The 20166-nt window shown below is 70.2% G+C and carries 19 protein-coding genes and 1 tRNA gene; 5 read left to right on the forward strand and 15 right to left on the reverse strand.

What is annotated here, in order from left to right; all coding sequences use genetic code 11:
- The first annotated feature begins 5 nt into the window (after positions 1–5).
- Complete coding sequence (locus ACIBH1_RS34050) at positions 6–1619, forward strand: glycoside hydrolase family 27 protein (RefSeq protein ID WP_397318097.1); 1614 nt, start codon at positions 6–8, stop codon at positions 1617–1619.
- A 49-nt stretch (positions 1620–1668) separates the two neighbouring features.
- Here ACIBH1_RS34050 and ACIBH1_RS34055 read toward each other — a convergent pair whose 3' ends face one another.
- A complete protein-coding gene (locus ACIBH1_RS34055; protein ID WP_397318098.1) occupies positions 1669–2967 on the reverse strand; it encodes a PHB depolymerase family esterase in 1299 nt (432 codons plus the stop codon).
- 9 nt (positions 2968–2976) lie between these two features.
- The gene (locus ACIBH1_RS34060; protein ID WP_397318099.1) at positions 2977–4209 is read right to left on the reverse strand and encodes an endo-1,4-beta-xylanase; all 1233 of its coding nucleotides are present in this window, start codon (positions 4207–4209) and stop codon (positions 2977–2979) included.
- On the opposite strand from ACIBH1_RS34060, the gene ACIBH1_RS34065 reads away from it, so the two are divergent.
- Positions 4172–4393, forward strand: coding sequence for a hypothetical protein (locus ACIBH1_RS34065; protein ID WP_397318100.1), 222 nt, complete (start codon positions 4172–4174; stop codon positions 4391–4393). The genes ACIBH1_RS34060 and ACIBH1_RS34065 overlap by 38 nt on opposite strands.
- 471 nt (positions 4394–4864) lie before the next feature.
- Here the strand turns inward: ACIBH1_RS34065 and ACIBH1_RS34070 are convergent.
- The 5 genes from ACIBH1_RS34070 to nadD all read right to left on the reverse strand — a co-directional run bounded on the left by ACIBH1_RS34070 (position 4865) and on the right by nadD (position 8601).
- Positions 4865–4937 (reverse strand) — tRNA-Ala (locus ACIBH1_RS34070).
- Positions 4938–5002: 65 nt separating this feature from the next.
- The gene (locus tag ACIBH1_RS34075) at positions 5003–5629 is read right to left on the reverse strand and encodes a histidine phosphatase family protein (protein WP_397318101.1); all 627 of its coding nucleotides are present in this window, start codon (positions 5627–5629) and stop codon (positions 5003–5005) included.
- Positions 5626–6021, reverse strand: a complete 396-nt coding sequence (gene rsfS, locus ACIBH1_RS34080) for a ribosome silencing factor (protein ID WP_181615598.1) — start codon at positions 6019–6021, stop codon at positions 5626–5628. Before rsfS ends, ACIBH1_RS34075 begins: the two co-directional genes overlap by 4 nt.
- A gap of 81 nt (positions 6022–6102) precedes the next feature.
- Positions 6103–7959, reverse strand: coding sequence for an ABC transporter ATP-binding protein (locus ACIBH1_RS34085; protein WP_397318102.1), 1857 nt, complete (start codon positions 7957–7959; stop codon positions 6103–6105).
- A 30-nt stretch (positions 7960–7989) separates the two neighbouring features.
- Positions 7990–8601, reverse strand: a complete 612-nt coding sequence (nadD, locus tag ACIBH1_RS34090; RefSeq protein ID WP_397318103.1) for a nicotinate-nucleotide adenylyltransferase — start codon at positions 8599–8601, stop codon at positions 7990–7992.
- Positions 8602–8695: 94 nt separating this feature from the next.
- On the opposite strand from nadD, the gene ACIBH1_RS34095 reads away from it, so the two are divergent.
- Genes ACIBH1_RS34095 through ACIBH1_RS34105 form a run of 3 tightly spaced genes read left to right on the forward strand, consistent with a single transcriptional unit; the run spans position 8696 to position 11295 of the window.
- Positions 8696–9712: a M48 family metallopeptidase gene (locus ACIBH1_RS34095; protein ID WP_181615600.1), complete on the forward strand. Its 1017-nt coding sequence runs from the start codon at positions 8696–8698 to the stop codon at positions 9710–9712.
- 42 nt (positions 9713–9754) lie between these two features.
- Positions 9755–10510 (forward strand): neutral zinc metallopeptidase, encoded by a 756-nt coding sequence (locus tag ACIBH1_RS34100; RefSeq protein ID WP_397318104.1) that lies wholly within the window; start codon positions 9755–9757, stop codon positions 10508–10510.
- A gap of 2 nt (positions 10511–10512) precedes the next feature.
- Positions 10513–11295, forward strand: coding sequence for a hypothetical protein (locus ACIBH1_RS34105; RefSeq protein ID WP_397318105.1), 783 nt, complete (start codon positions 10513–10515; stop codon positions 11293–11295).
- Here ACIBH1_RS34105 and ACIBH1_RS34110 read toward each other — a convergent pair.
- From ACIBH1_RS34110 to rplU, 8 genes are all read right to left on the reverse strand, one after another.
- The gene (locus ACIBH1_RS34110; RefSeq protein WP_397318106.1) at positions 11292–13829 is read right to left on the reverse strand and encodes a protein kinase; all 2538 of its coding nucleotides are present in this window, start codon (positions 13827–13829) and stop codon (positions 11292–11294) included. The two genes, ACIBH1_RS34105 and ACIBH1_RS34110, sit on opposite strands and share 4 nt — an antisense overlap.
- Before the next feature lie 70 nt (positions 13830–13899).
- Positions 13900–14061 carry a hypothetical protein gene (locus ACIBH1_RS34115; protein ID WP_397318107.1) on the reverse strand — a complete coding sequence of 54 codons (162 nt, stop codon included), beginning with the start codon at positions 14059–14061 and terminating at the stop codon, positions 13900–13902.
- Between the two features lie 49 nt (positions 14062–14110).
- Positions 14111–15355, reverse strand: a complete 1245-nt coding sequence (locus ACIBH1_RS34120) for a glutamate-5-semialdehyde dehydrogenase (RefSeq protein WP_397318108.1) — start codon at positions 15353–15355, stop codon at positions 14111–14113.
- A gap of 24 nt (positions 15356–15379) precedes the next feature.
- Positions 15380–16549: a glutamate 5-kinase gene (gene proB / locus ACIBH1_RS34125; RefSeq protein ID WP_397318109.1), complete on the reverse strand. Its 1170-nt coding sequence runs from the start codon at positions 16547–16549 to the stop codon at positions 15380–15382.
- 22 nt (positions 16550–16571) lie between these two features.
- Complete coding sequence (locus ACIBH1_RS34130; protein WP_397318110.1) at positions 16572–17525, reverse strand: hypothetical protein; 954 nt, start codon at positions 17523–17525, stop codon at positions 16572–16574.
- Between the two features lie 114 nt (positions 17526–17639).
- Positions 17640–18992, reverse strand: a complete 1353-nt coding sequence (gene obgE, locus ACIBH1_RS34135) for a GTPase ObgE (RefSeq protein WP_397318111.1) — start codon at positions 18990–18992, stop codon at positions 17640–17642.
- Between the two features lie 488 nt (positions 18993–19480).
- On the reverse strand, positions 19481–19738 hold the full coding sequence (gene rpmA, locus ACIBH1_RS34140; protein ID WP_185087237.1) for a 50S ribosomal protein L27: 258 nt from the start codon (positions 19736–19738) through the stop codon (positions 19481–19483).
- Between the two features lie 16 nt (positions 19739–19754).
- Complete coding sequence (rplU, locus tag ACIBH1_RS34145; RefSeq protein ID WP_397318112.1) at positions 19755–20057, reverse strand: 50S ribosomal protein L21; 303 nt, start codon at positions 20055–20057, stop codon at positions 19755–19757.
- Positions 20058–20166: the final 109 nt, after the last annotated feature.

Raw genomic sequence — 20166 nt, forward strand, 5'->3', positions numbered from 1 at the left:
TCTCCATGCGCAGGAAACCAAGCCGAGCGCTACCGGCCGCGTTGGCCCTGGCGATGGCGCTCATCCCCGCCGCCCAGGCCCAGGCACTGGACAACGGCGTGGGCCGCACCCCTCCGATGGGCTGGAACACCTGGAACACCTTCGGCTGCAACATCAACGAGACGCTGATCCACCAGACCGCTGACGCGATCGTCAGCTCCGGCATGCGCGACCTCGGATACCAGTACGTCGTCGTCGACGACTGCTGGTTCGACCCCAACCGCGACTCCGCCGGCAACCTGCGGGCCAACCCGTCGAGGTTCCCGAGCGGCATGAAGGCGCTCGGCGACTACCTGCACGCCAGGGGGCTGAAGTTCGGTCTCTACCAGGCGCCCCTGGACCGCACCTGCGCCCAGTACTTCGGCGCCTATCCGGGCGCCACCGGCAGCCTGAACCACGAGGTCCAGGACGCCAGGCAGTTCGCCGCCTGGGGCGTCGACTATCTCAAGTACGACTGGTGCTCCCCCACCGGCACCATCGACGACCAGGTCCGCACCTTCGCGAAGATGCGCGACGCCCTGGCGGCCACCGGCCGGCCGATCCTCTACAGCATCAATCCCAACAGCATCCACGAGAAGACCGGCCCGCAGCGGAACTGGGGCGACGTCGCCAACATCTGGCGCACGACCGAGGACATCACCAACGTCTGGAACTCCGGCCAGACCAACGGCTACCCGATGGGCATCCAGAACATCGTCAACGTCAACGCGCCCCTGTCCGGCTACGCCCGGCCGGGACAGTTCAACGACCCCGACATGATGGTGGTGGGCAGGGGCGGCATGACGGACACCGAGATGCGCAGCCACTTCGCGCTCTGGGCGATCATGGCCGCACCGCTGATCGCCGGCAACGACATGCGGGCCATGGACTCCGCGACCGCCGCCATCATGAAGAACCAGAACCTGGTCGCCATCAACCAGGACCCGCTCGGCCTGCAGGCGACCCAGATCGGCAACGACGGCACCCGGCGCATCCTGGCCAAGCGGCTGAGCAACGGCGACGTCGCGGTCGCGCTGTTCAACCAGGGCGGCAGCACGACGACGATCAGCACCACGGCCTCGGCGATCGGCCTGTCGGGCGGCTCCTTCAGCCTGCGTGAGGCCTGGACGAACGCGGTCACCTCGACCACCGGGGCCATCTCGGCGAGCGTGCCGTCCCATGGCACCGTCGTGTTCCGGGTCAGCGGCGGCACGCCCAACCCCGCGTCGACGATCCGCGGCGTGGGATCGGGCAGGTGCGCCGACGTCACCGGAGCCTCCCAGACGAACGGCACCCGCGTCGCGCTCTGGGACTGCCACGGCCAGAGCAACCAGATGTGGACCTCCACGTCCGCCGGTGAGCTGCGCGTCTACGGCGCCAAGTGCCTCGACGTGAACAACAACGGCACCGCCGACGGCACCAGCGTGATCATCTGGGACTGCAACGGCCAGAACAACCAGAAGTGGCGCTTCAACACCGACGGCAGCATCACCGCCCTCGGCGCGAACAAGTGCCTGGACGCCGCCGGGACGGCCAACGGGGCCGGCCTGCAGATCTGGTCCTGCAGCGGGGCCGCCAACCAGCGGTGGGTTCGCCCCTGAGAAGACGATCCGCGCTGCCGCCCTTCACGGACGGCAGCGCGGAGCCGTTTCAGACGCGGGTCCAGCGCTGGTTGGAGCCGCCCCAGCACGAGTAGAGCTGGAGCCGGGCGCCGTTACCGGTGCCGGCGGCGTCCAGGCACAGGCCCGACTGCACGCCGACGATCGTCCCGTCGGCGTTCACGCGCCACTTCTGGTTGTTGCCGCCCCAGCAGGAGTAGATCTGCACCCTGGCGCCGTTGCCGGTGCCGGCGGCGTCGAGGCACTTGTTGCCGTAGACGCGCAGCTCCTGCGCCGCGGTGGAGGTCCACTGCTGGTTGGGGTTGGAATGGCAGTCCCACAGCTGCACCTGCGTGCCGTCGGTCGTGCTCGCGCTCGGCACGTCCACGCAGCGCCCGGACGCGACGCCCCTGATCTGGCCGCCGGGATTCGGCGCGGACGTCTCCAGGCCGAAGAAGCGGATCGCGTGCTCGGCCATGCCGGGGTGCGGCAGGTTGTGCCCCGCCCCGGTGACGGTGTACGCCTCGACCTGGCCGGCCCCGTAGACCCTGCGCGTCCAGCCCGGCTGCGGGCTGGTGATCGAGGCGGGCGTCTGGCTCACCCCGTGCACGTCGGTCCACTGGTCGATCTCCTTCTGCAACATGCTGAAGTTCAGCACGTCGTCGGCGGTGCCGTGCCAGGCCGTCAACCGCGGCCGCGGCCCGGTGTAGCCGGGGTAGGCGTTGCGGACCAGGTCGCCCCACTGCCGCGCCGTCCGGTCACCGCACCCGGGCGGGCCGAGGCATCCGTACGGCACGCCGGCGAAGGGGGCACCGGCCTTGAACACGTCGGGATAGGTCGCCAGCAGGTTGACGGTCTCCATCGCGCCGGAGGAGAACCCGGTGGCGAACACCTTGGCCGGGTCGCCGTTGTGGCGTTGGACGACGTAGTTCACCATGGACACGATCGAGCCGGGGTCGCTGCCGCCGCCGTGCCTGAGCGCCTCGTTCGACCACACGTCGAAGCAGTTCGACAGGCCGTTGGCGCTCTTGTTGGCCTGCGGATAGATGACGATGAAGCCGTGCCGGTCGGCCAGGGACGCGAACTCGGTCTGCCGGTGGAAGTCGGTCGCCCGGCCGTTGCAGCGGTGCATCGCCACCAGGATCCCGGGACGCGCGGCCACGGTGTCGGGCACGTAGAGGTGCATCTGGATGTTGCCGGGGTTGGCCCCGAAGTCGCCGATCTGGGTCAGCGTGGCCGCTCTCGCCTGGGGCGCGAGGGCCACGAGACCGGCCAGGACGGTGATCAGGACGACGAACAGCGTCGAGATCACCGTCCCTGCCCGGATCGGCACCGGCTGGTGCCTTCTCACGATGGCCTCCTAGCCTCGGTTCCAGGTCCACTTCTGGTTGTTGCCGCCCCAGCACGAGTACAGCTGGAGCTGGGTCCCGTTGCCGGTGCCGTTGCCTGCGGCGTCGAGGCACAGGCCGGACTGCACGCCCACGATGGAGCCGTCGGCGTTGACGCGCCACTTCTGGTTGTCGCCGCCCCAGCAGGAGTAGATCTGCACCTTGGCGCCGTTGCCGGTGCCGGCGGCGTCGAGGCACTTGTTGCCGTAGACGCGGATCTCCTGCGCGGAGCTGGAGGACCACTGCTGGTTGGGGTTGGTGTGGCAGTCCCACAGCTGGACCTGGGTGCCGTCGGTCGTGGAGGCGCTCGGCACGTCCACGCACCGGTTGGAGGCCACGCCCCGGATCTGGCCGGACCCGCCGGGATTCTGCGTGGTCGTGACCGTCGGCGAGGGCGAGGGGTTGGGGTTGGCGTTGTTGAGCGCGTTCAGGACGGAGGTGTAGGCGGCCTTCTTGTTGCCGTTCCCGTCGAACAGCAGCGCGCTGGCGCCCGAGCCCAGCCACGAGTCGGTGTCACGCACGCCCCACACGGTGACGCCGGTGCATCGCGCCACGGCCAGGCAGTCGTTGACCACGTTGGCGTAGGTGGTGGCCGAGCCGCCCTGGATGTCGAGCTCGGTGATCTGCACGTCGACTCCCAGGGCCGCGAAGCTCTGGATGGTCGTGCGGTAGTTGCTGTTGTAGGGGCTGTTGCTGTTGAAGTGCGACTGCAGGCCGACGCAGTCGATGGGCACGCCGCGCTGCTTGAAGTCGCGGACCATGTTGTAGACGCCCTGCGTCTTGGCCCAGCTCCAGTTGTCGATGTTGTAGTCGTTGTAGCAGAGCTTGGCCGACGGGTCGGCGGCCCTGGCGGTGCGGAAGGCCACCTCGATCCAGTCGTTGCCGGTCCGCTGGAGGTTGGAGTCGCGCCGGCCGCCGGAGTTGCCGTCGGCGTAGGCCTCGTTGACGACGTCCCAGGCGTAGATCTTGCCCCGGTAGTGGCCCATCACGCCGTTGATGTGGTCGATCATCGCCTGGCGCAGGCTGCCGCCGGACAGTGACTGCATCCAGCCGGGCTGCTGGGAGTGCCAGGCGAGCGTGTGGCCGCGGACCCGCTTGCCGTTCTGCACGGCCCAGTTGTAGATCCGGTCGCCGCCGGTGAAGTTGAACTGGCCGCGGTTGGGCTCCGTGGCGTCGATCTTCATCTCGTTCTCGGCGGTGATCATGTCGAACTCGCGGTTCGCGATCGTGGTGTACGCCTGGTCGCCCAGTTTTGCCCGCGGCGATGGCGGTGCCGAAGTAGCGGCCGCTCTGCTGCGCGGCGGCGGCCAGCGTGGTGGCCGCGGCGTTCGCGGGGATCGACACGACCAGCGCGGCGCCCACGGCGCCGAGCGCGCCGATGATGCCTAAGGCTTTCATGCGCATGCCTGACTCCAGACTGAAATGGCGGAAGAGAAACGCGGGAATCCAGTGATCGACGCCGCGCTCCGGATCGGTGGCGCGCACCACGATGGCGTCCTGGCCGGCGGTCCTCACCGATCACCACATCAGGCAGGACCGACCGCCTCGGAGATCAGTCTGGAAACGCGACCGAAACATGTCAACACCTAAGCGAAATTTTCGGTGACACGATCGGGCCTTCAGGCGGTCAGGCAGGGGACAGCCGTTTTCGGGCGTGAAATTTTCACCGGTGTGCGGGACGGTCCCTCTTGACGGCATCCGGCCCGCCGTATTGACTCGCCGTCATCACCACGATCCCTTCGGTGCCGAAGGAGGACCGGACACCTGATTGTTAGCGCTAACAGAGGACGGCACCACACGTCCTGAAACACAAAAGGAGGCGGTGTCGACGACACCGCCTCCAACAAGCCCTACAGGAGGTGGAGCTATGGGGATTCGAACCCCAGACCTCTTCCATGCCATGGAAGCGCGCTACCAACTGCGCCATAGCCCCTGGTCACCGCTTCGAGCCTGCTCGTTGCGGCGCTCGGAGAGCATATCGGCTCCACGAGGATTCGCCTAATCGGCGACCGGGATGTCGTCGCTGTTGATCGGCTCGGGCAACGTGCCGGCATTGTGCTCCAGCAGCCTCCAGCCGCTGCGGCCCTCCTCCAGCACCGACCACGAGCAGTTGCCGAGCCCGCCGACGGCCGACCACAGCTCCTGCGGAAGCCCGAGCAGGGCGCAGATGCCCAGCCGCAGGGCGGCGCCGTGGGAGGCGATGACCAGCAGGCCGTCGTCGTCGAGCTTGGCGGCCCAGCGGCGCATCGCCGTGGAGACGCGGTCGGCGACGTCGGCGACGTCCTCACCCTCGGGCGCCTCCCAGGCGATGTACTCCTGCGGCCAGCGGGAAGCGATCTCCTCGCGCGTCAGGCCCTCCCACAGGCCGCCGCCGCGCTCGCGGAAGTCCTTGTCGACGTGGACGTCGAGGTCGACCAGCCGGGCCACGGCCAGCGCCGTGTCGTTGGCGCGCCGAAGGTCGGACGAGACGACCAGGGTGGGGCGGAGCGAGGCGAGCAGGGAGCCCGCCCGCGCCGCCTGGGCGATGCCCGTCTCGTCGAGCGGGATGTCGGTGTGCCCCTGGAAACGGTGTTCGACGTTCCACAGGGTCTGCCCGTGACGCAAGCAGACGATTCGCTTGCTCAATTACGGCCCCGCTGCTGGTTGACCTGCTGCACGCTCTCGGGCAACGCGATGGCGGGGCAGTCCTTCCACAGGCGCTCCAGCGCGTAGAAGGTGCGGTCCTCTTCGTGCTGCACGTGCACGACGATGTCGAGGAAGTCGAGCAGGACCCAGCGGCCCTCGCGCTCGCCCTCACGGCGCACCGGCTTGGCGTCGGCCTCGATGCGCAGGCGGTCCTCGATCTCGTCGACGATGGCGCGCACCTGACGGTCGTTGGTCGCGGAGCACAGCAGGAAGGCGTCGGTGATCACGAGCTGCTCACTGACGTCGTAGGCGAGGATGTCATCGGCCAGCTTGTCCGCCGCGGCCTCGGCGGCGATCTTGACGAGCTGGACGGCTCTGTCGGATGCGGTCACGATGTGGGTCTGTCCTCCATGGATGACAAGTACCCTTTCAGGTTACCCTTCCCCGGCCGGGGCGCTCACCTGCAATTCCGGTCACCCGGCGTAGGCCTGGGCCTGGAGGGTGTACATCTCCGCATATACCCCGCCCCGTTCCATCAGCTCGGCGTGGTCGCCACTCTCCACGACACGCCCGCGCTCCAGCACGTAGATGCGGTCGGCCCACCGCACGCTCGCCAGCCGGTGCGTGATCATGAGCACCGTGCGCTGCACGGCGTGGCGCCGGATGCTCTCGAAGATGGCGTGCTCCGAGCGCGCGTCCAGGGCCGCCGTCGGCTCGTCGCAGATCAGCAGCGGCGCGTCCCGATACAGCCCGCGCGCGACCGCGATGCGCTGCCACTGGCCGCCCGACAGCTCCGTCCCGCCCCGGTAGGCCGGGTCGAGCAGGGTGTCCAGCCCGTACGGCAGGCGCTCGACGACCCGGTCGGCCCCCGAGGCGGCCAGCACGCTCGCGGGCGGCCTGGCCGTACTCAAGGTGATGTTCTGCCCGGCGGTGAACGGCCAGTGCGTGAAGTCCTGCGCGATGACCGCGATCCGGCCGCGCAACGCGTCGCGGTCGACGTCGCGCGACTCCACCCCGCCCCAGCTCACCGTGCCCTCCTCCGCCAGGTAGAGGCCGCCGACGAGCTTGGACAGGGTGGTCTTGCCCGAGCCGTTCTCCCCCACCAGGGCGACGACCTGGCCGGGCTCGATCTCGATGCTCACCCCGCGCAACGCCGGCTCCTCGGCGCCCGGGTAGGTGAAACTCGCCCCGCGCACGCTGACCCGGTCCAGGTCGGCGGGCGGAGCCGTACCTCCCTCAGGGGCGATCCGCTCCTCGGCGCGCGCCAGGAAGTCGCGGTAGTCGGAGAAGTACAGCCCGGCCTCGTAGGCGGAGTTCAGCCCGTACAGGAACGAGCTCGTGGCGGATCCGGCGCGCTGGATGGCCAGCACCGCGGTCGCGGCTGCGGCCAGCTCGACCTGGCCCGCCCACAGCAGCACGCCCAGCACGACGTAGACCGCGCCGTCGGCCACGCCCCCCAGAGTGTTGCCCACCACGGTGGCCAGTTGCTGCTTGCGCGCCGCCCGCAGCTCGTAGCGGGTGACCCAGCTGTAGACGCGTTCGAACTCGGCCAGCAGATAGCCGCGCATGCTGTAGGAGCGGACTTCGGCGGCGGAAGCGCGCTCGGTCATCAGATCCTGCAAGGTCCGCTGCCTGCGGTTCGCGGCCGCGATTCCGGCGTTGATCTGATAGCCGACCCGGGCGGAACGCACGCTGGCCCAGGTGGTCGGCACGGTCGCCAGCAGCACCAGCGGCATGAGGACCGGGTGCAGCACGCCGAGCGCCCCGGCGATCGTCACCAGGCCGAACAGCCCGCCGATGCTCCCCATCACGGCCCACAGCAGCCAGGTGGCGCCACGAACGGACATCGCGGAGGTGCGCTGCACCTGGTCGTGGAAGTCGGGGTCGTCGAAGGCGGCCAGCTCGACCCGCGTGGTCAGCTCGACCAGCCGGGTGCTGACCGTCTGGGTGATCTGCGGCTCCAGCCGGGCCTTGATCCAGGCGGCCGCCTCCCTGAACGCCGCGCGTAACACCATCGACGCCACGACCGCCACGACCGCGGGCATCGCCGCCTGGATGCGCTCGCCGGTCGGCACCGCCTGGAAGAGCTGGGTGAGCACGTCGTTGGTGGCCAGCAGGCCGAAGGCGGTGAACAGCTCCGAGGCCATCGTCGCGCCGAGCATCACCACGGTGTCGGTGCGGCTCGTGCGCCACGACAGGCTCAGCACCTCTCGCACGAGGATCGGCAGGCGGCGCAGCATGGTGAGCAGCCCCGAGGCCGCGACCTGCGCGTCGTGCATCCACCACGGCTGCTCGACCAGCTCGGCGCCGTCGAGCGTTTCGTCCCCCACAGGGATCAATATCACCGCCGACCGGCGACATTACCCCTGATATAGGCCCCGTTTTCCGATGTATTGCACGATTCCATCCGGCACCAGGTACCAGATCGGCTCGCCGCTCTCCACGCGCTCGCGGCACTGCGAGGAGGAGATCGCCAGCGCGGGCACCTCGATGAGGCTGACCTTGCCGTGCGGCAGGCCGGGGTCGCGCAGGGTGTGGCCGGGACGGGTGCAGCCGACGAAGTGCGCCAGCTCGAACAGCTCGTCCACGTCCCGCCAGCTCAGGATGGCCGCCAGCGCGTCGGCTCCGGTGATGAAATACAACTCGGCCTGCGATCCGTAGATCTCGGCGACGTCGCGGAGCGTGTCGATGGTGAACGTCGGTCCCGGGCGGTCGACGTCGACCCTGGAGACCGAGAACCGCGGGTTCGACGCGGTCGCGATCACCGTCATCAGGTACCGGTCCTCGGCCGCCGACACCTGCTTGTCGTCCTTCTGGTACGGCCGGCCGGTCGGGACGAACACGACCTCGTCCAGATCGAAGTGGTGCGCCACCTCGCTGGCGGCGACCAAGTGCCCATGGTGGATCGGGTCGAACGTGCCGCCCATGACCCCGACGCGGCGCTTACCCTCCCCACTCGGTGCGTTCATCATGGATGGGACCATACGCGCAAGCCGTATGGAGCTTTACGGCACCCCCTCTTCAATGAATCGCGCACCACACCATTCGCGGACGTAGCATGCCCGCATGACGACCACCCCGGATCGCAGCCGCGTCCAACTGCCCGGCATCTCATCCCGTGCCTACGAACACCCCGCAGACCGGTCCGCGCTGGTCGCTCTGCGCAAGCTGAGCGGGTTCGACACGGTTCTCAAGCAGATGTCCGGTCTCATCAGCGAACGCCGGCTCCGCCTCATGTACCTGGCCTCCGCCGTGCGCGCGAGCGAGACCCAGTTCCGCTCCGTCTACGACATGGGCCGCGATGCCGCCTACACGCTCGACCTGCACCGGGTCCCCGAGATCTACGTGCAGCAGGACCCGCGCGTCAACGCCATGGCCATCGGCTTCGACGACCCGTTCATCGTCGTGACGACGGGTCTGCTGAACCTCATGAACGAAGAGGAGCAGCGTTTCGTCATCGGCCACGAGACCGCCCACATCCTGTCGGGCCACGCCGTCTACCGGACGATGCTCATCATCCTCACCCAGCTCGCCACCCGCGTGGCCTGGATCCCGCTCGGCTACATCGGCCTGCGCGCCATCGTCGCCGGTCTCGAGGAGTGGTTCCGCAAGTCCGAGCTGTCGTGCGACCGCGGCGGCCTGCTCACCGGCCAGGACCCCGAGACCGCCAAGCGCGCCCTGATGAAGCTCGCCGGCGGCGACTACACCCACGAGATGAACATCGAGGCCTTCCTCGCCCAGTACCAGGAGTACGACACCGCCGGTGACCTGCGCGACGGCTTCCTCAAGGTGCTCAACCTCCTCGGCACGACCCACCCGTTCGCCGTCGTGCGCGTCGCCGAGCTCGACAAGTGGCACCGGCGCGGAGAGTACGAGCGCATCCTCTCGGGCGACTACCCCCGCCGCGAGGACGACGCCGACGTCAAGGTCACCGACGAGATCAAGGCCGCCGCGGAGTCGTACCGGCGCTCCTGGTCGGAGTCGCAGGACCCGTTCATCGGCGTGCTGCGCGACGTCGCCGAGGGCGCTGTCAACGCCGGCGAGCGCATCTTCAACCGCTTCGCCCGGCGCGACGGCAACTGACAGGTTGCTCACGGGGCGGCTTTGACCGTATCGTCCCGCCCCGTGAGAATCCCTGCCATCGCTGCACTGAGCTGCGCCTTCGTGCTGGCGTTCACCTCCCCCGCCGCCGCGTACCCGATCGACGAGCCCGAGCTCACCGGCAACGCGCTCTACACCTACGGCCCGCTGCCCGAGTCGGAGTGCGTCGAGAAGCCGATCGACCCCAACAACGTGAGCGCGGCCAAGACCTACCTGCGCGGCCTGTTCTCCTGCCTCGACTCCACCTGGGGCCAGTACCTCGCCGCCAACGGCGCCGAGTCCGACCCGATCAAGGTCGTCTTCGTCAAGAAGCTGCCCAAGAAGTGGTGCGGGATCACCACGGGCAAGGACGACTCGCAGTTCTGGTACTGCGACAAGACCAAGACGGTCATCTTCCAGCTCGGCAAGAGCTGGCTCGACTACCCGGAAGACCTGTGGCTGTTCTACATGGCCGCCAGCTCCTACGCCTTCCATGTGCAGAACCTGGTCGGCATCGCCGAGGGCTTCGACCGCGCTCCCTACAAGGGCAAGGCCGAGCTCAACGAGCAGTTCCGCCGCCTGAACCTGCAGGTCAACTGTCTCAGCGGCGCCTTTCTCAAGAGCGTCTGGCCTCTCAAGGGACGTGACGGCGGCGACCTCAAGGAGTTCTACGGACTCTTCGACGACGACCCCGACTACGGCAAGAAGCGCTCGCAGCTCTACTGGCTGAAGGAAGGCTTCTCCAACGCCGACCCCGGCGACTGCAACACCTGGAGCGCCTCCTCCTCTAGGGTTGCCTGATCATGAAATTTCCCCTGATCGCCGCCTTATCGGCCGTCCTGCTACTCCCGCTCGCCGGCACCGGCGCCGCGTCCGCCGCCGCGCACCCGGTCAAGGACAGGACCCTCACCGCCAACGCCCTCTACGGCAGCGGACCCCTCGCGCAGACCACCTGCGTCGAACCCGCCATCAAGCCCAACAACCGCACCTCCGCCAGGAAGTACCTCGATGCCGTCTTCACCTGCCTCGAAGCAGCGTGGGGCCCGCACCTGACCGCCGCAGGCCTGCCGTACGAGCCGATCAAGGTCGAGCACGTCACGTCCGTCCCGAAGAAGTGGTGTAACGGCGAGGACTCCAAGCAGGCGTGGGAGTTCGCCTACTGCGACTGGGACGGCGTCCTCAAGATCAAGCTGGGCGGTCGCCTGCTCGACCACGTCACCGACCTGTGGTTGTTCGAGTCCGCCGCCTACATGTACGGACTGCACGTCACCGACCTGACCGGCATGTACGACGCGGGCGAGAACCTGCGGGCCGGCAGCAAGGACGAGCACTACGAGCAGATGCGGCGCCACTCGCTCCAGGCCGCGTGCCTGGGCGCGGTGTTCACCAGGAGCGTCTGGCCGCTCGAAGGGCGCACGGACGTCGACTGGCAGTACTACCTCTACCTCCTGGCCGGCGACCAGCCCGGCCGTCCCAGGGAGGACGGCAGCGCGGCCTCGCTCCGGCACTGGGCCGAGCGCGGGTTCGCCACCGGCGACCCGGGCTCGTGCAACACCTGGAGCGCGCCCTCGTCGAGAGTCTCCTAGCCGAACAGCAGAGCGATCGCGCGCACGGCCGCCGTGCACAGGGCGACGAATCCGCCCAGCACGGCCAGTGCCCGCAGGCCCTCGCGCCGCAACTGGGGCAGCCGTGCGCCGACCCGCTCGATCTCCCGGCCCAGGATGCCGCCGCAGACGACGCCGAACACCACGCCTGCCGCCGTGACCGGCGCGATCTGCTCCCACCAGACGGCTCCGAGCTCGCCGCCGGCCACCGCCCAGAGCGTCGCCCCGGCGATGGCGGCGGCGGGGATGCCCGGCCACACCACGACCGTGAGCGCCGACACCGCGGCGGCCACCGGGAAGAGCAGGACGCGCAACGACACCCTGACCTTGCGCGAGGTGCGCTTGTGCACCGACCAGTGGCCCAGCCACAGGGTGCGGGTCAGCGTCACGAACACGGCGGTGATGGCGACGGTGGCCGCCGGCCAGATGAAGGTCGCCACGACGCACGGCACCGCGAGCACGGCCAGGACCACCAGGGCGATGTTGCCCTGCGGGAGCGCCGTGGTGCTGGGTTCGGCGCCCGAGGCCGCGGCCGCTCGTGCCGCCGCCCTCGCCCGCACCTTGCGGCCTCGCGCCGCCGGGCCCGCCTCGGCGGCGCTCCGCGCGTCGACCGACGAACGGCCGGTCAGCTTGGCCCGGGACTCGCCCGATGCTCGCGCCGCCGCCCTGGCCTCCTGGGCGGCGGTGCGAGCGGATACGGCCCCTCGCCCTTCGGCGGCTGACCGCGTCGTAACACGCGGCTCCACCCCTCCGCCCCGGGCCGCCGCCCGCGCCTCACGTGCTTCGCGTGCGTCCGCACCTCCGGATCGGGCGGCTGCTCGTGCTTCGCGTGCTTCGCGTGCCTCCGCACCTCCGGAACGGGCCGCCGCCCGCGCTTCACGTGCTTCGCGTGCCTCCGCGCCCCCGGATCGGGCCGCCGCCCGCGCTTCCCGCGCCTCCTGAGCCGACGACCGGCTCGATGTGCGCGGCTCGGGCGGCCCGGACCTGCTTGTCGTGCGTGGCTCCTGCGCTCCGGACCGGCTCGTCGCCGCCGCGCCACGCGCATCGTCGGAGGCACGCCCCGCGACCCGCGCGTCACCGCTCGTCCGGCCCACCGCCGCTCCCCGCGGCTCACCCGCGGCCCTCGCGTCGCCCGCCGCCGATCGCCCGGAGGCCGCAGCCCCTCGCGCCTCCGCCGGCGACCGCCCCGAGGCCCCGGCCCCGCGTGCCTCACCCGTGCCGGGACGCCCAGAAGCCGAAGCACCACGCCCGTCCACCGGGGACCGCCCGGAAGCCGAAGCACCACGCCCATCCACCGAGGACCGCCCGGAAGCCGAAGCACCACGCCCGTCCACCGGGGACCGCCCGGTGGTCGAAGCACCACGCCCGTCGGCCGAGGACCGCCCGGAGCTCCCAGCTCCCCGTGCCTCCGCCGCGCCCGGACGTCCCGAGCCGGACGCCCCGCGGGCCTCGCCCGCGCCGCGCCCCGTCGCCGAGCCCCCGCGCGGCTCGGGCGCTCCCGCCCTGCCGCGCGGCTCCGCCGTACCCCGTCCCTCGGCCGCCGAGCGGCCGGGCGTGCCACCACCGCGCGACTCCGCCGATGGCCGCCCCGAGCCCGGAATGCCGGAACGCCGCCCGGGACGCGCCCGCTCGCCCGTGCTGCGTCCCTCCTCCGAGGAGCGCCCGCGCGGGCCGCCGCCCTCGACGGGGGCGCGCGGCTGCGGCGGCGCGTCCTGCGAGTCGGCCGAGGCCTTGGCCAGCCGCGTCAGCCGGTCGGCGAGCAGCGCCGCGGTGGGCCGCTTGGCGGGCTCCCGGTTGAGCGATGCCCTGACCAGCGGCAACAGCCCGGCGGGCACCCCCTTGAGGTCGGCCTGCCCGTTGAGCACGTTGTACATCTGCGCCTCCGCCGTACCCCGCCCGAAGGTGGGCCGCCCGGTGGCGGCGAAGGCGACGGTGGCGGCCCACGCGTAGACGTCGGCGGGCTCGGCCACCTGCTCGTCGGCGAACAGCTCGGGCGGCGCGTAGCCGGGGGTGCCGAGGAAGGTGCCGGTCAGCGTCAGCCGGGTGGCGTCGCTGACCTGGGCGATGCCGAAGTCGATCAGCACGGGCCCTTCGGAGCCCATGAGCACGTTGGCGGGCTTGAGGTCACGGTGGACGATACCGGCGGCGTGCACGATGGCCAGGGCCGTGGCGATGCCCCTGGCCAGGTCGACGAGCTCGGAGCCGAGCAGCGGACCGCCGCGCCGTACCCGGTGGAGCAGCGTGTCGCCGTCGATGTACTCCATGACCAGGTAGGGCCGGTCGCACTCCAGGTCGGCGTCGAGGACCCTGGCGACGTACGGGCTCTCCACCCGGCGCAGCGCCCGGACCTCGCGGTCCAGTCTGACCCTGGACTTCTCGTCGTCGACCAGGTCACGCAGGACCTTGATCGCCACCTGCTCGCCGCGGCGGCTGCTGGCGAGGTAGACCTCGCCCATCCCGCCCCGGCCGAGCTTTTCGAGAAGGGCGTAGGGCCCGACCTTGCCGAGCTTGCTCACCGTCCCTCCCCTGCGCCCATAAGGGCACAACTTTAACCGTCACTGCCTCTGGGTTGGCTGAGGCGCGCCGTTACTTCGAAAGGAGGTTGTCGAGCTCCGCCCGCTCGTCGGCGAGCTTCTTGCGCCCCTTGCGCCGCCAGTGGATGTGTCCTCGTCCCTCCAGCCAGAGCAGCAGCCGGTCGGCGCAGAAGAGCACCACGGCGGCGAACACCAGCGCGATCACGATCTCCATGTCACCCAGTCAAGCCGCTACCCACGGCGAGAACACGGTGACACGCCGTCTAGCTGCGGATATGCCCGTCGCCCGTGTAGATCCACTTGGTGGAGGTGAGCTCGGGCAGTCCCATGGGGCCGCGCGAGTGGAGCTTCTGGGTCGAGATGCCGATCTCCGCGCCGAAGCCGAACTCGCCGCCGTCGGTGAAGCGGGTGGAGGCGTTGACGGCGACCGCGGCGGAGTCGACGAGGGAGACGAACCGCCGGGCGGCGCCCTGCGAGCGGGTGACGATCGCCTCGGTGTGCGCCGAGCCGTACGTCCTGATGTGCGCGACCGCCTCGTCGAGCGAGCCGACGACCCTGGCGGCGATGTCGAGCGACAGGTATTCGGCGTAGTAGTCGTCGTCGGTGGCCTCGACGGCGCCCTGCGCGACGAAGGCGGGGTCGCCGTGGACGGTCACCCCGGCCTCGGTGAGCGCGGCCATGGCGAGCGGCACGAACGCGTCGGCCACGTCGGCGTGCACCAGCAGCGTCTCGGCGGCGTTGCACACCGAGGGCCGCTGGACCTTGGCGTTGAGCAGGATCGTCAGCGCCAGGTCGAGGTCGGCCTCGGCGTCGACGTAGACGTGGCAGTTGCCCACCCCGGTCTCGATGACCGGCACGGTGGACTCCTCGACCACGGAGTTGATGAGCGAGGCCCCGCCGCGCGGGATCAGCACGTCGACCAGGCCGCGGGCGCGCATGAGCTCCTTGACCGAGTCGCGGGTCAGCCCGGGCACGAGCTGCACCGCCCCGGAGGGCACCTCGGTGCCTTCGAGCGCCTCCTGCATGACCTTGACCAGCGCGGTGTTGGATTCGTAGGCGCTGGAGGAGCCGCGCAGCATCACGGCGTTGCCGCTCTTGAGGCAGAGCGCGGCCGCGTCGACGGTGACGTTGGGCCGGCCTTCGTAGATGATGCCGATGACGCCGAGCGGCACGCGGACCTGGCGCAGCTCCAGGCCGTTGGGCAGGGTGGAGCCGCGCACCACCTCGCCGACCGGGTCGGGCAGGTCGGCGATCTGGCGTACGGCCTCGGCGATGGCCTCGATGCGCTTGGCGTCGAGCCGGAGCCGGTCGATCATCGCCTCGGAGGTGCCGTTGTCGCGGGCCTTGGCGACGTCGAGGGCGTTGGCCTCGACGATCGTGTCGGTGGCGGCCACCAGCGCGTCGGCCATGACGCGCAACGCCCGGTCCTTCGGCGCCCGCGGGAGCGGAGCCAGCTCGGCGGCGGCGTCACGCGCCGCGTGGGCGACCTTCAGGAACTCTTCGGACATCACGCTCTCCAAATGACCGGGGTCTCAGCTGTGGGAATCCAGTATGACGATGTCGTCGCGGTGGATCAGCTCGCGTTCGTATTCCGGACCGAGCGAGCTGGCCAGCTCCCGGGTGGAGCGGCCGAGCAGACCCGGAATCTCGCCCGCGTCGAAGTTCACCAGCCCGCGCGCGACCACCCGGCCGCGGGGGCCGCACAGGTCGACGGGGTCTCCCGCGGCGAACTCGCCCTCGACGGAGACCACCCCGGCGGGCAGCAGCGACTTGCGCCGGGTCACGACGGCCTCGACTGCGCCGTCGTCGAGCACCAGCCTGCCCCGCCCGGTGGTGGCGTGGGCCAGCCAGAGCAGCCGGGTGCCGGGGTGCTTGCCGCCAGGATGGAAGTAGGTGCCGACGTCGGCGCCCGCGAGCGCCTGGGCGGCGTGGGCGGCGGCGGTCAGCACGACGGGGATACCCGCGCCGGTCGCGATGCGCGCGGCCTGCACCTTGGTGACCATGCCGCCGGTGCCGACGGCCGAGCCGTTGCGCCCGATCTCGACACCGGCGAGGTCTTCGGCGCCGCGCACCTCGGCCAGGCGCCTGGAGCCCGCCCTGGAGGGCGGCCCGTCGTAGAGCGCGTCGACATCGGACAGCAGCACCAGCGCCTCGGCCCTGGTCAGGTGGGCCACCAGCGCCGCCAGCCGGTCGTTGTCGCCGAAGCGGATCTCGTCGGTGGCGACGGTGTCGTTCTCGTTGACCACCGGCACGATGCCCAGCTCCAGCAGCCTGTCGAGGGTGCGCTGGGCGTTGGCGTGGTGGGAGCGGCGCATCATGTCGTCGGCGGTGAGCAGCACCTGGCCGACGCGCAGGCCGTAGCGGGCGAAGGAGGAGGTGTAGCGGGCGACCAGCACGCCCTGGCCGACCGAGGCGGCGGCCTGCTGGGTGGCCAGGTCGCGGGGGCGGGCGCTCAGGCCCAGCGGGCCGAGGCCGGCGGCGATGGCTCCGGAGGAGACCAGGACGATCTGCGCGCCGCTCCTGCGCCTGGCCGCCAGCACGTCGACGAGCGCGTCGACCCGGTCGACGTCGATCGTGCCCTGCGGGGTCGTCAGGGAGGAGGAGCCGACCTTGACCACTACTCTCGACGCCGCGCTGATCTGTTCCCGCACGCCCTGAACCCTATCCGAGAGCGCGTGCCGTCCCCGCCCGCATTCCGGCATGCGAGACCGCGCACGCGGGCCGTTAGCCCTCCGACGGGTGGACGGTCGACTTGCCGCCCTCCCAGACGTTGTCGCGCCAGACGTTGCCCTTGCCCGAGCCGTCCCAGCCGGTCACCGGGCCCCAGAATCCGCCCTTGGGGAAGGGGTCGCGGAGGAACACGTTTCCGATGATCTTGATCCCGGTGGGCGTGCCCTTCTTCCCGCCTCCGGCGTACAGGGCGTACCCGCCGCCCGCCAGGATGTTCTTCTCCACGATCGTGTCGCGCGGCACCCCGAAGTCCTGGAAGAGCGCGACCGCCGCGGTCTGCTTGACGGTGTTGATGATCGTGTTGCGCCGGATCACCAGCGACAGGCCCTTCTGGGCCTCACCCGTCGACAGGATCATGTCGACGTGGTCCTGCGGGAACTCCAGCGGGTCGTGGAAGTAGGAGTCCTCGATGAGCCCGTGGTCGGTCTGGATGCCGTTGGAGATCACCGAGATGTCGGTGCGCCGCACGGTGAGCATGCCGCCCTGGTTGAGGATGCCGAACTGCATCTGCTCGGTGCCGTTGCCGCGGATCTCGCTGTCGACGATCGTCAGCCCCGTGGCGCCCTTGCGCTGGATGACGCCCCAGTGGCCGACGTTGACGATGCGGCTGTTGCGGATCGTCACGTTGTCGGCCTGCACCGAGACCTCGCCCTCGATGTCGAGGCCGTCGAGCACGGTGCCGTCCTTGTCGACCCTGATCGAGCCGCGCTTGGCCAGCTCGACGCCGTCGGGCACGCCGGTGTTCGACGCGTTCGGCCAGCCCTTCAGCTGCTCGGTGCGGTCCTTGGACGGCGTGGCCGCCGGGCTGGTCACCGGGGCGGCCGACGCCGACGCAGGGGCGGACGCCGACGTGGTCGCCGTCGACTGCGACACCGGCGCCACGGTCGTTGTCTGCGGTGTGCAAGCGACCACAGCCATGCAGACCAGCGCCAGCCCCACGTTACGCATGCCCGGCTCCACCCGATGGACGACAAAGGATTGCCAGCACGCTCGCAGGCCGCCGATCACCTCGTCAAGGACAAACAGGACAATCGTTCTGCCAAGATCCGAGCGCTCCGGGATCTAGCCTAGGCGGTTGTCGGTCCCCCGCGGCCCCTGCCGGACGGCTTCGGCGTTCAGGGTCGGCTGCCAGTCGAAGATGTAGCCGTCCTCCATGGAGCCGATGACGACCTCGGCGCCCGCGGTCGCGCCCGCCTTGACCAGTTCCTGCTCGATGCCCAGCCGCTCCAGCCGGTCGGCCAGGTAGCCGACGGCCTCGTCGTTGGTGAAGTCGGTCTGCCGGATCCAGCGCTCGGGCTTCTCGCCGGTCACCTGGAACTGGTTGTCGTTCACCTTGCGGACCGTGAAACCGCTCTCGCCGAGCTGCTTGGGCCTGATCACCAGGCGCGTCGGCTCCTCGACCGGCTTGTTCGCCCGCGCCGCGGCCACCCATTCGCCCATCGCGAAGATGAACTCCTTGAGCCCCTCGTGCGTCGCCGCCGAGATCGTGAAGACCTTCAGGCCCTTCGCCTCGAACTCGGGCGTGACGATCTCCGCCAGCTCCCTGGCGTCGGGCACGTCGGCCTTGTTCAGCACCACCATGCGCGGCCGGTCCTCGAGCTCGCCGTAGGCGTGCAGTTCGTACTCGATCGCCTCGTAGTCGGAGATCGGGTCGCGGCCCGGCTCCATCGTCGCCATGTCGATGACGTGCACGAGCATGTCGCAACGCTCCACGTGGCGCAGGAACTCGTGGCCCAGTCCCTTGCCCTCGGAGGCGCCGGGGATCAGTCCGGGCACGTCGGCCACGGTGAACACGGTGTCGCCCGCCGAGACCACGCCCAGGTTCGGCACCAGCGTCGTGAACGGGTAGTCGGCGATCTTCGGCTTGGCCGCCGAGATGGCCGCGATCAGTGACGACTTGCCGGCGCTCGGGAAGCCCACCAGCGCCACGTCGGCGACGCTCTTCAGCTCCAGCACCACGTCGAGCGCGTCACCGGGCTCGCCCAGCAGCGCGAAGCCGGGCGCCTTGCGCTTGGTCGAGGCCAGCGCGGCGTTGCCCAGCCCGCCGGGGCCGCCCTTGGCGATCACGTAGCGGGTGCCCGCGCCCACCAGGTCGATCAGCACCTCGCCGGTGCGCGAGTCCTTGACCACGGTGCCGTTGGGCACCGAGAGGATCACGTCGCCGCCGTTGGCGCCGTCGCGGTTGGCGCCCATGCCCTGCTTGCCGTTCTCCGCCTTGCGGTGCGGCCTGCGGTGGTACTCCAGGAGCGTCGCCGTGCTCGGGTCGACCTCGAGGATCACGTCGCCGCCGCGCCCGCCGTTGCCCCCGTCGGGGCCGCCGAGCGGCTTGAACTTCTCACGGTGCACGGAGGCGCAACCGTGCCCCCCATCGCCGGCTGTGATGTGCAGCACCACTTGGTCGATGAAGTCCGGCATCGTCGCCCCCACTGTTCGCTGTCGCCCGGATTCTCCGGGTCTGGTCCCGCGCGGCTGTCCGCCGCACGCCACTGCCCCTCATCCCGAGAGGCCCGCTTCGCGGTCCTGCATTTCTTCCTGTACGGCACGCATGGGTCACCCCCACCCGCCGCACCTGGCCGGGGCCTGTCCAGGGACACGCCCGACCGGCGCGCGTGGCCGGTCGCCGTGACGATCCCCGTGGAAGCCGCCCCTCTGAAGGTCTTCCCTCCAGGTGGGTGACGTCACCCCTTCCCCGCCGTCGCGTGGCGGCGCCCGGCCCGGCACGCTGGCCGGCCGTCTCCCTGGACGGTGCCCGGCCCCGTGCGGCGCCTGGGGGTGACCCAGGCGTGCCGTACACCCTCAACCGAGCCCGGGACGGAAGGCATCCTCCGGCCTGAGACAAAAAGAGATCGAGGGGCGGACCGGAATGATCCACCCCTCGATCGATAACGCCGTACGGCGCGAGATTACTCCGCGACCGGGACGATGCTGACGGCCTTGCGTCCGCGCTTGAGGCCGAACTGCACGTGGCCGGCGGTCAGCGCGAACAGCGTGTCGTCGCCACCACGGCCGACGTTGTCACCCGGGTGGAAGTGGGTGCCACGCTGGCGGACGATGATCTCGCCCGCGTTGACCAGCTGACCACCGAAACGCTTGACACCGAGCCGCTGGGCATTGGAGTCACGGCCGTTCCGGGTGGACGATGCGCCCTTCTTGTGTGCCATTTCTCAATACTCCCAATCAGGCCTGGTTGATTCCGGTGACCTTGACCTGGGTGTACCGCTGGCGGTGACCCTGGCGCTTCTTGTAACCGGTCTTGTTCTTGTACTTGAGGATCCGGATCTTCGGACCCTTGGTCTCACCGAGGATCTCGACCGCGACGGTGAACTTGCCCGCCTCGGTGGTCACATCACCATCGTTGACGACGAGGACCGTCGGCAGCGAAACGGTGGAACCGACCTCGCCGGCGACCTTGTCGATCTCAAGGACGTCACCGACGGAGACCTTCTGCTGCCTGCCGCCGCTACGGACGATCGCGTACACCGCGGAACCCTTCTGCTGAACTAATGGATGCTGCGCTCTGCATCCGGCTGGTTGTCGGTTAGCGACGAACCGGGTGGGCGCGCAAACAGGGCGCGCCACCAAGCGCACC

This window comes from Nonomuraea sp. NPDC050663 (genome assembly GCF_044456985.1).
In the GTDB taxonomy this organism is placed as follows: domain Bacteria; phylum Actinomycetota; class Actinomycetes; order Streptosporangiales; family Streptosporangiaceae; genus Nonomuraea.

Bases quoted from the DNA above. Each gene is read 5' to 3' on its own strand.
- ACIBH1_RS34120 (WP_397318108.1), bottom strand. From the start codon at position 15,355: ATGTCCGAAGAGTTCCTGAAGGTCGCCCACGCGGCGCGTGACGCCGCC.
- ACIBH1_RS34095 (WP_181615600.1), top strand. From the start codon at position 8,696: ATGACGACCACCCCGGATCGCAGCCGCGTCCAACTGCCCGGCATCTCA.
- ACIBH1_RS34105 (WP_397318105.1), top strand. From the start codon at position 10,513: ATGAAATTTCCCCTGATCGCCGCCTTATCGGCCGTCCTGCTACTCCCG.
- nadD (WP_397318103.1), bottom strand. From the start codon at position 8,601: ATGATGAACGCACCGAGTGGGGAGGGTAAGCGCCGCGTCGGGGTCATG.
- proB (WP_397318109.1), bottom strand. From the start codon at position 16,549: ATGCCGGAATGCGGGCGGGGACGGCACGCGCTCTCGGATAGGGTTCAG.
- ACIBH1_RS34050 (WP_397318097.1), top strand. From the start codon at position 6: ATGCGCAGGAAACCAAGCCGAGCGCTACCGGCCGCGTTGGCCCTGGCG.
- obgE (WP_397318111.1), bottom strand. From the start codon at position 18,992: ATGCCGGACTTCATCGACCAAGTGGTGCTGCACATCACAGCCGGCGAT.
- ACIBH1_RS34060 (WP_397318099.1), bottom strand. From the start codon at position 4,209: ATGATCACCGCCGAGAACGAGATGAAGATCGACGCCACGGAGCCCAAC.
- ACIBH1_RS34130 (WP_397318110.1), bottom strand. From the start codon at position 17,525: ATGCGTAACGTGGGGCTGGCGCTGGTCTGCATGGCTGTGGTCGCTTGC.
- ACIBH1_RS34115 (WP_397318107.1), bottom strand. From the start codon at position 14,061: ATGGAGATCGTGATCGCGCTGGTGTTCGCCGCCGTGGTGCTCTTCTGC.
- rpmA (WP_185087237.1), bottom strand. From the start codon at position 19,738: ATGGCACACAAGAAGGGCGCATCGTCCACCCGGAACGGCCGTGACTCC.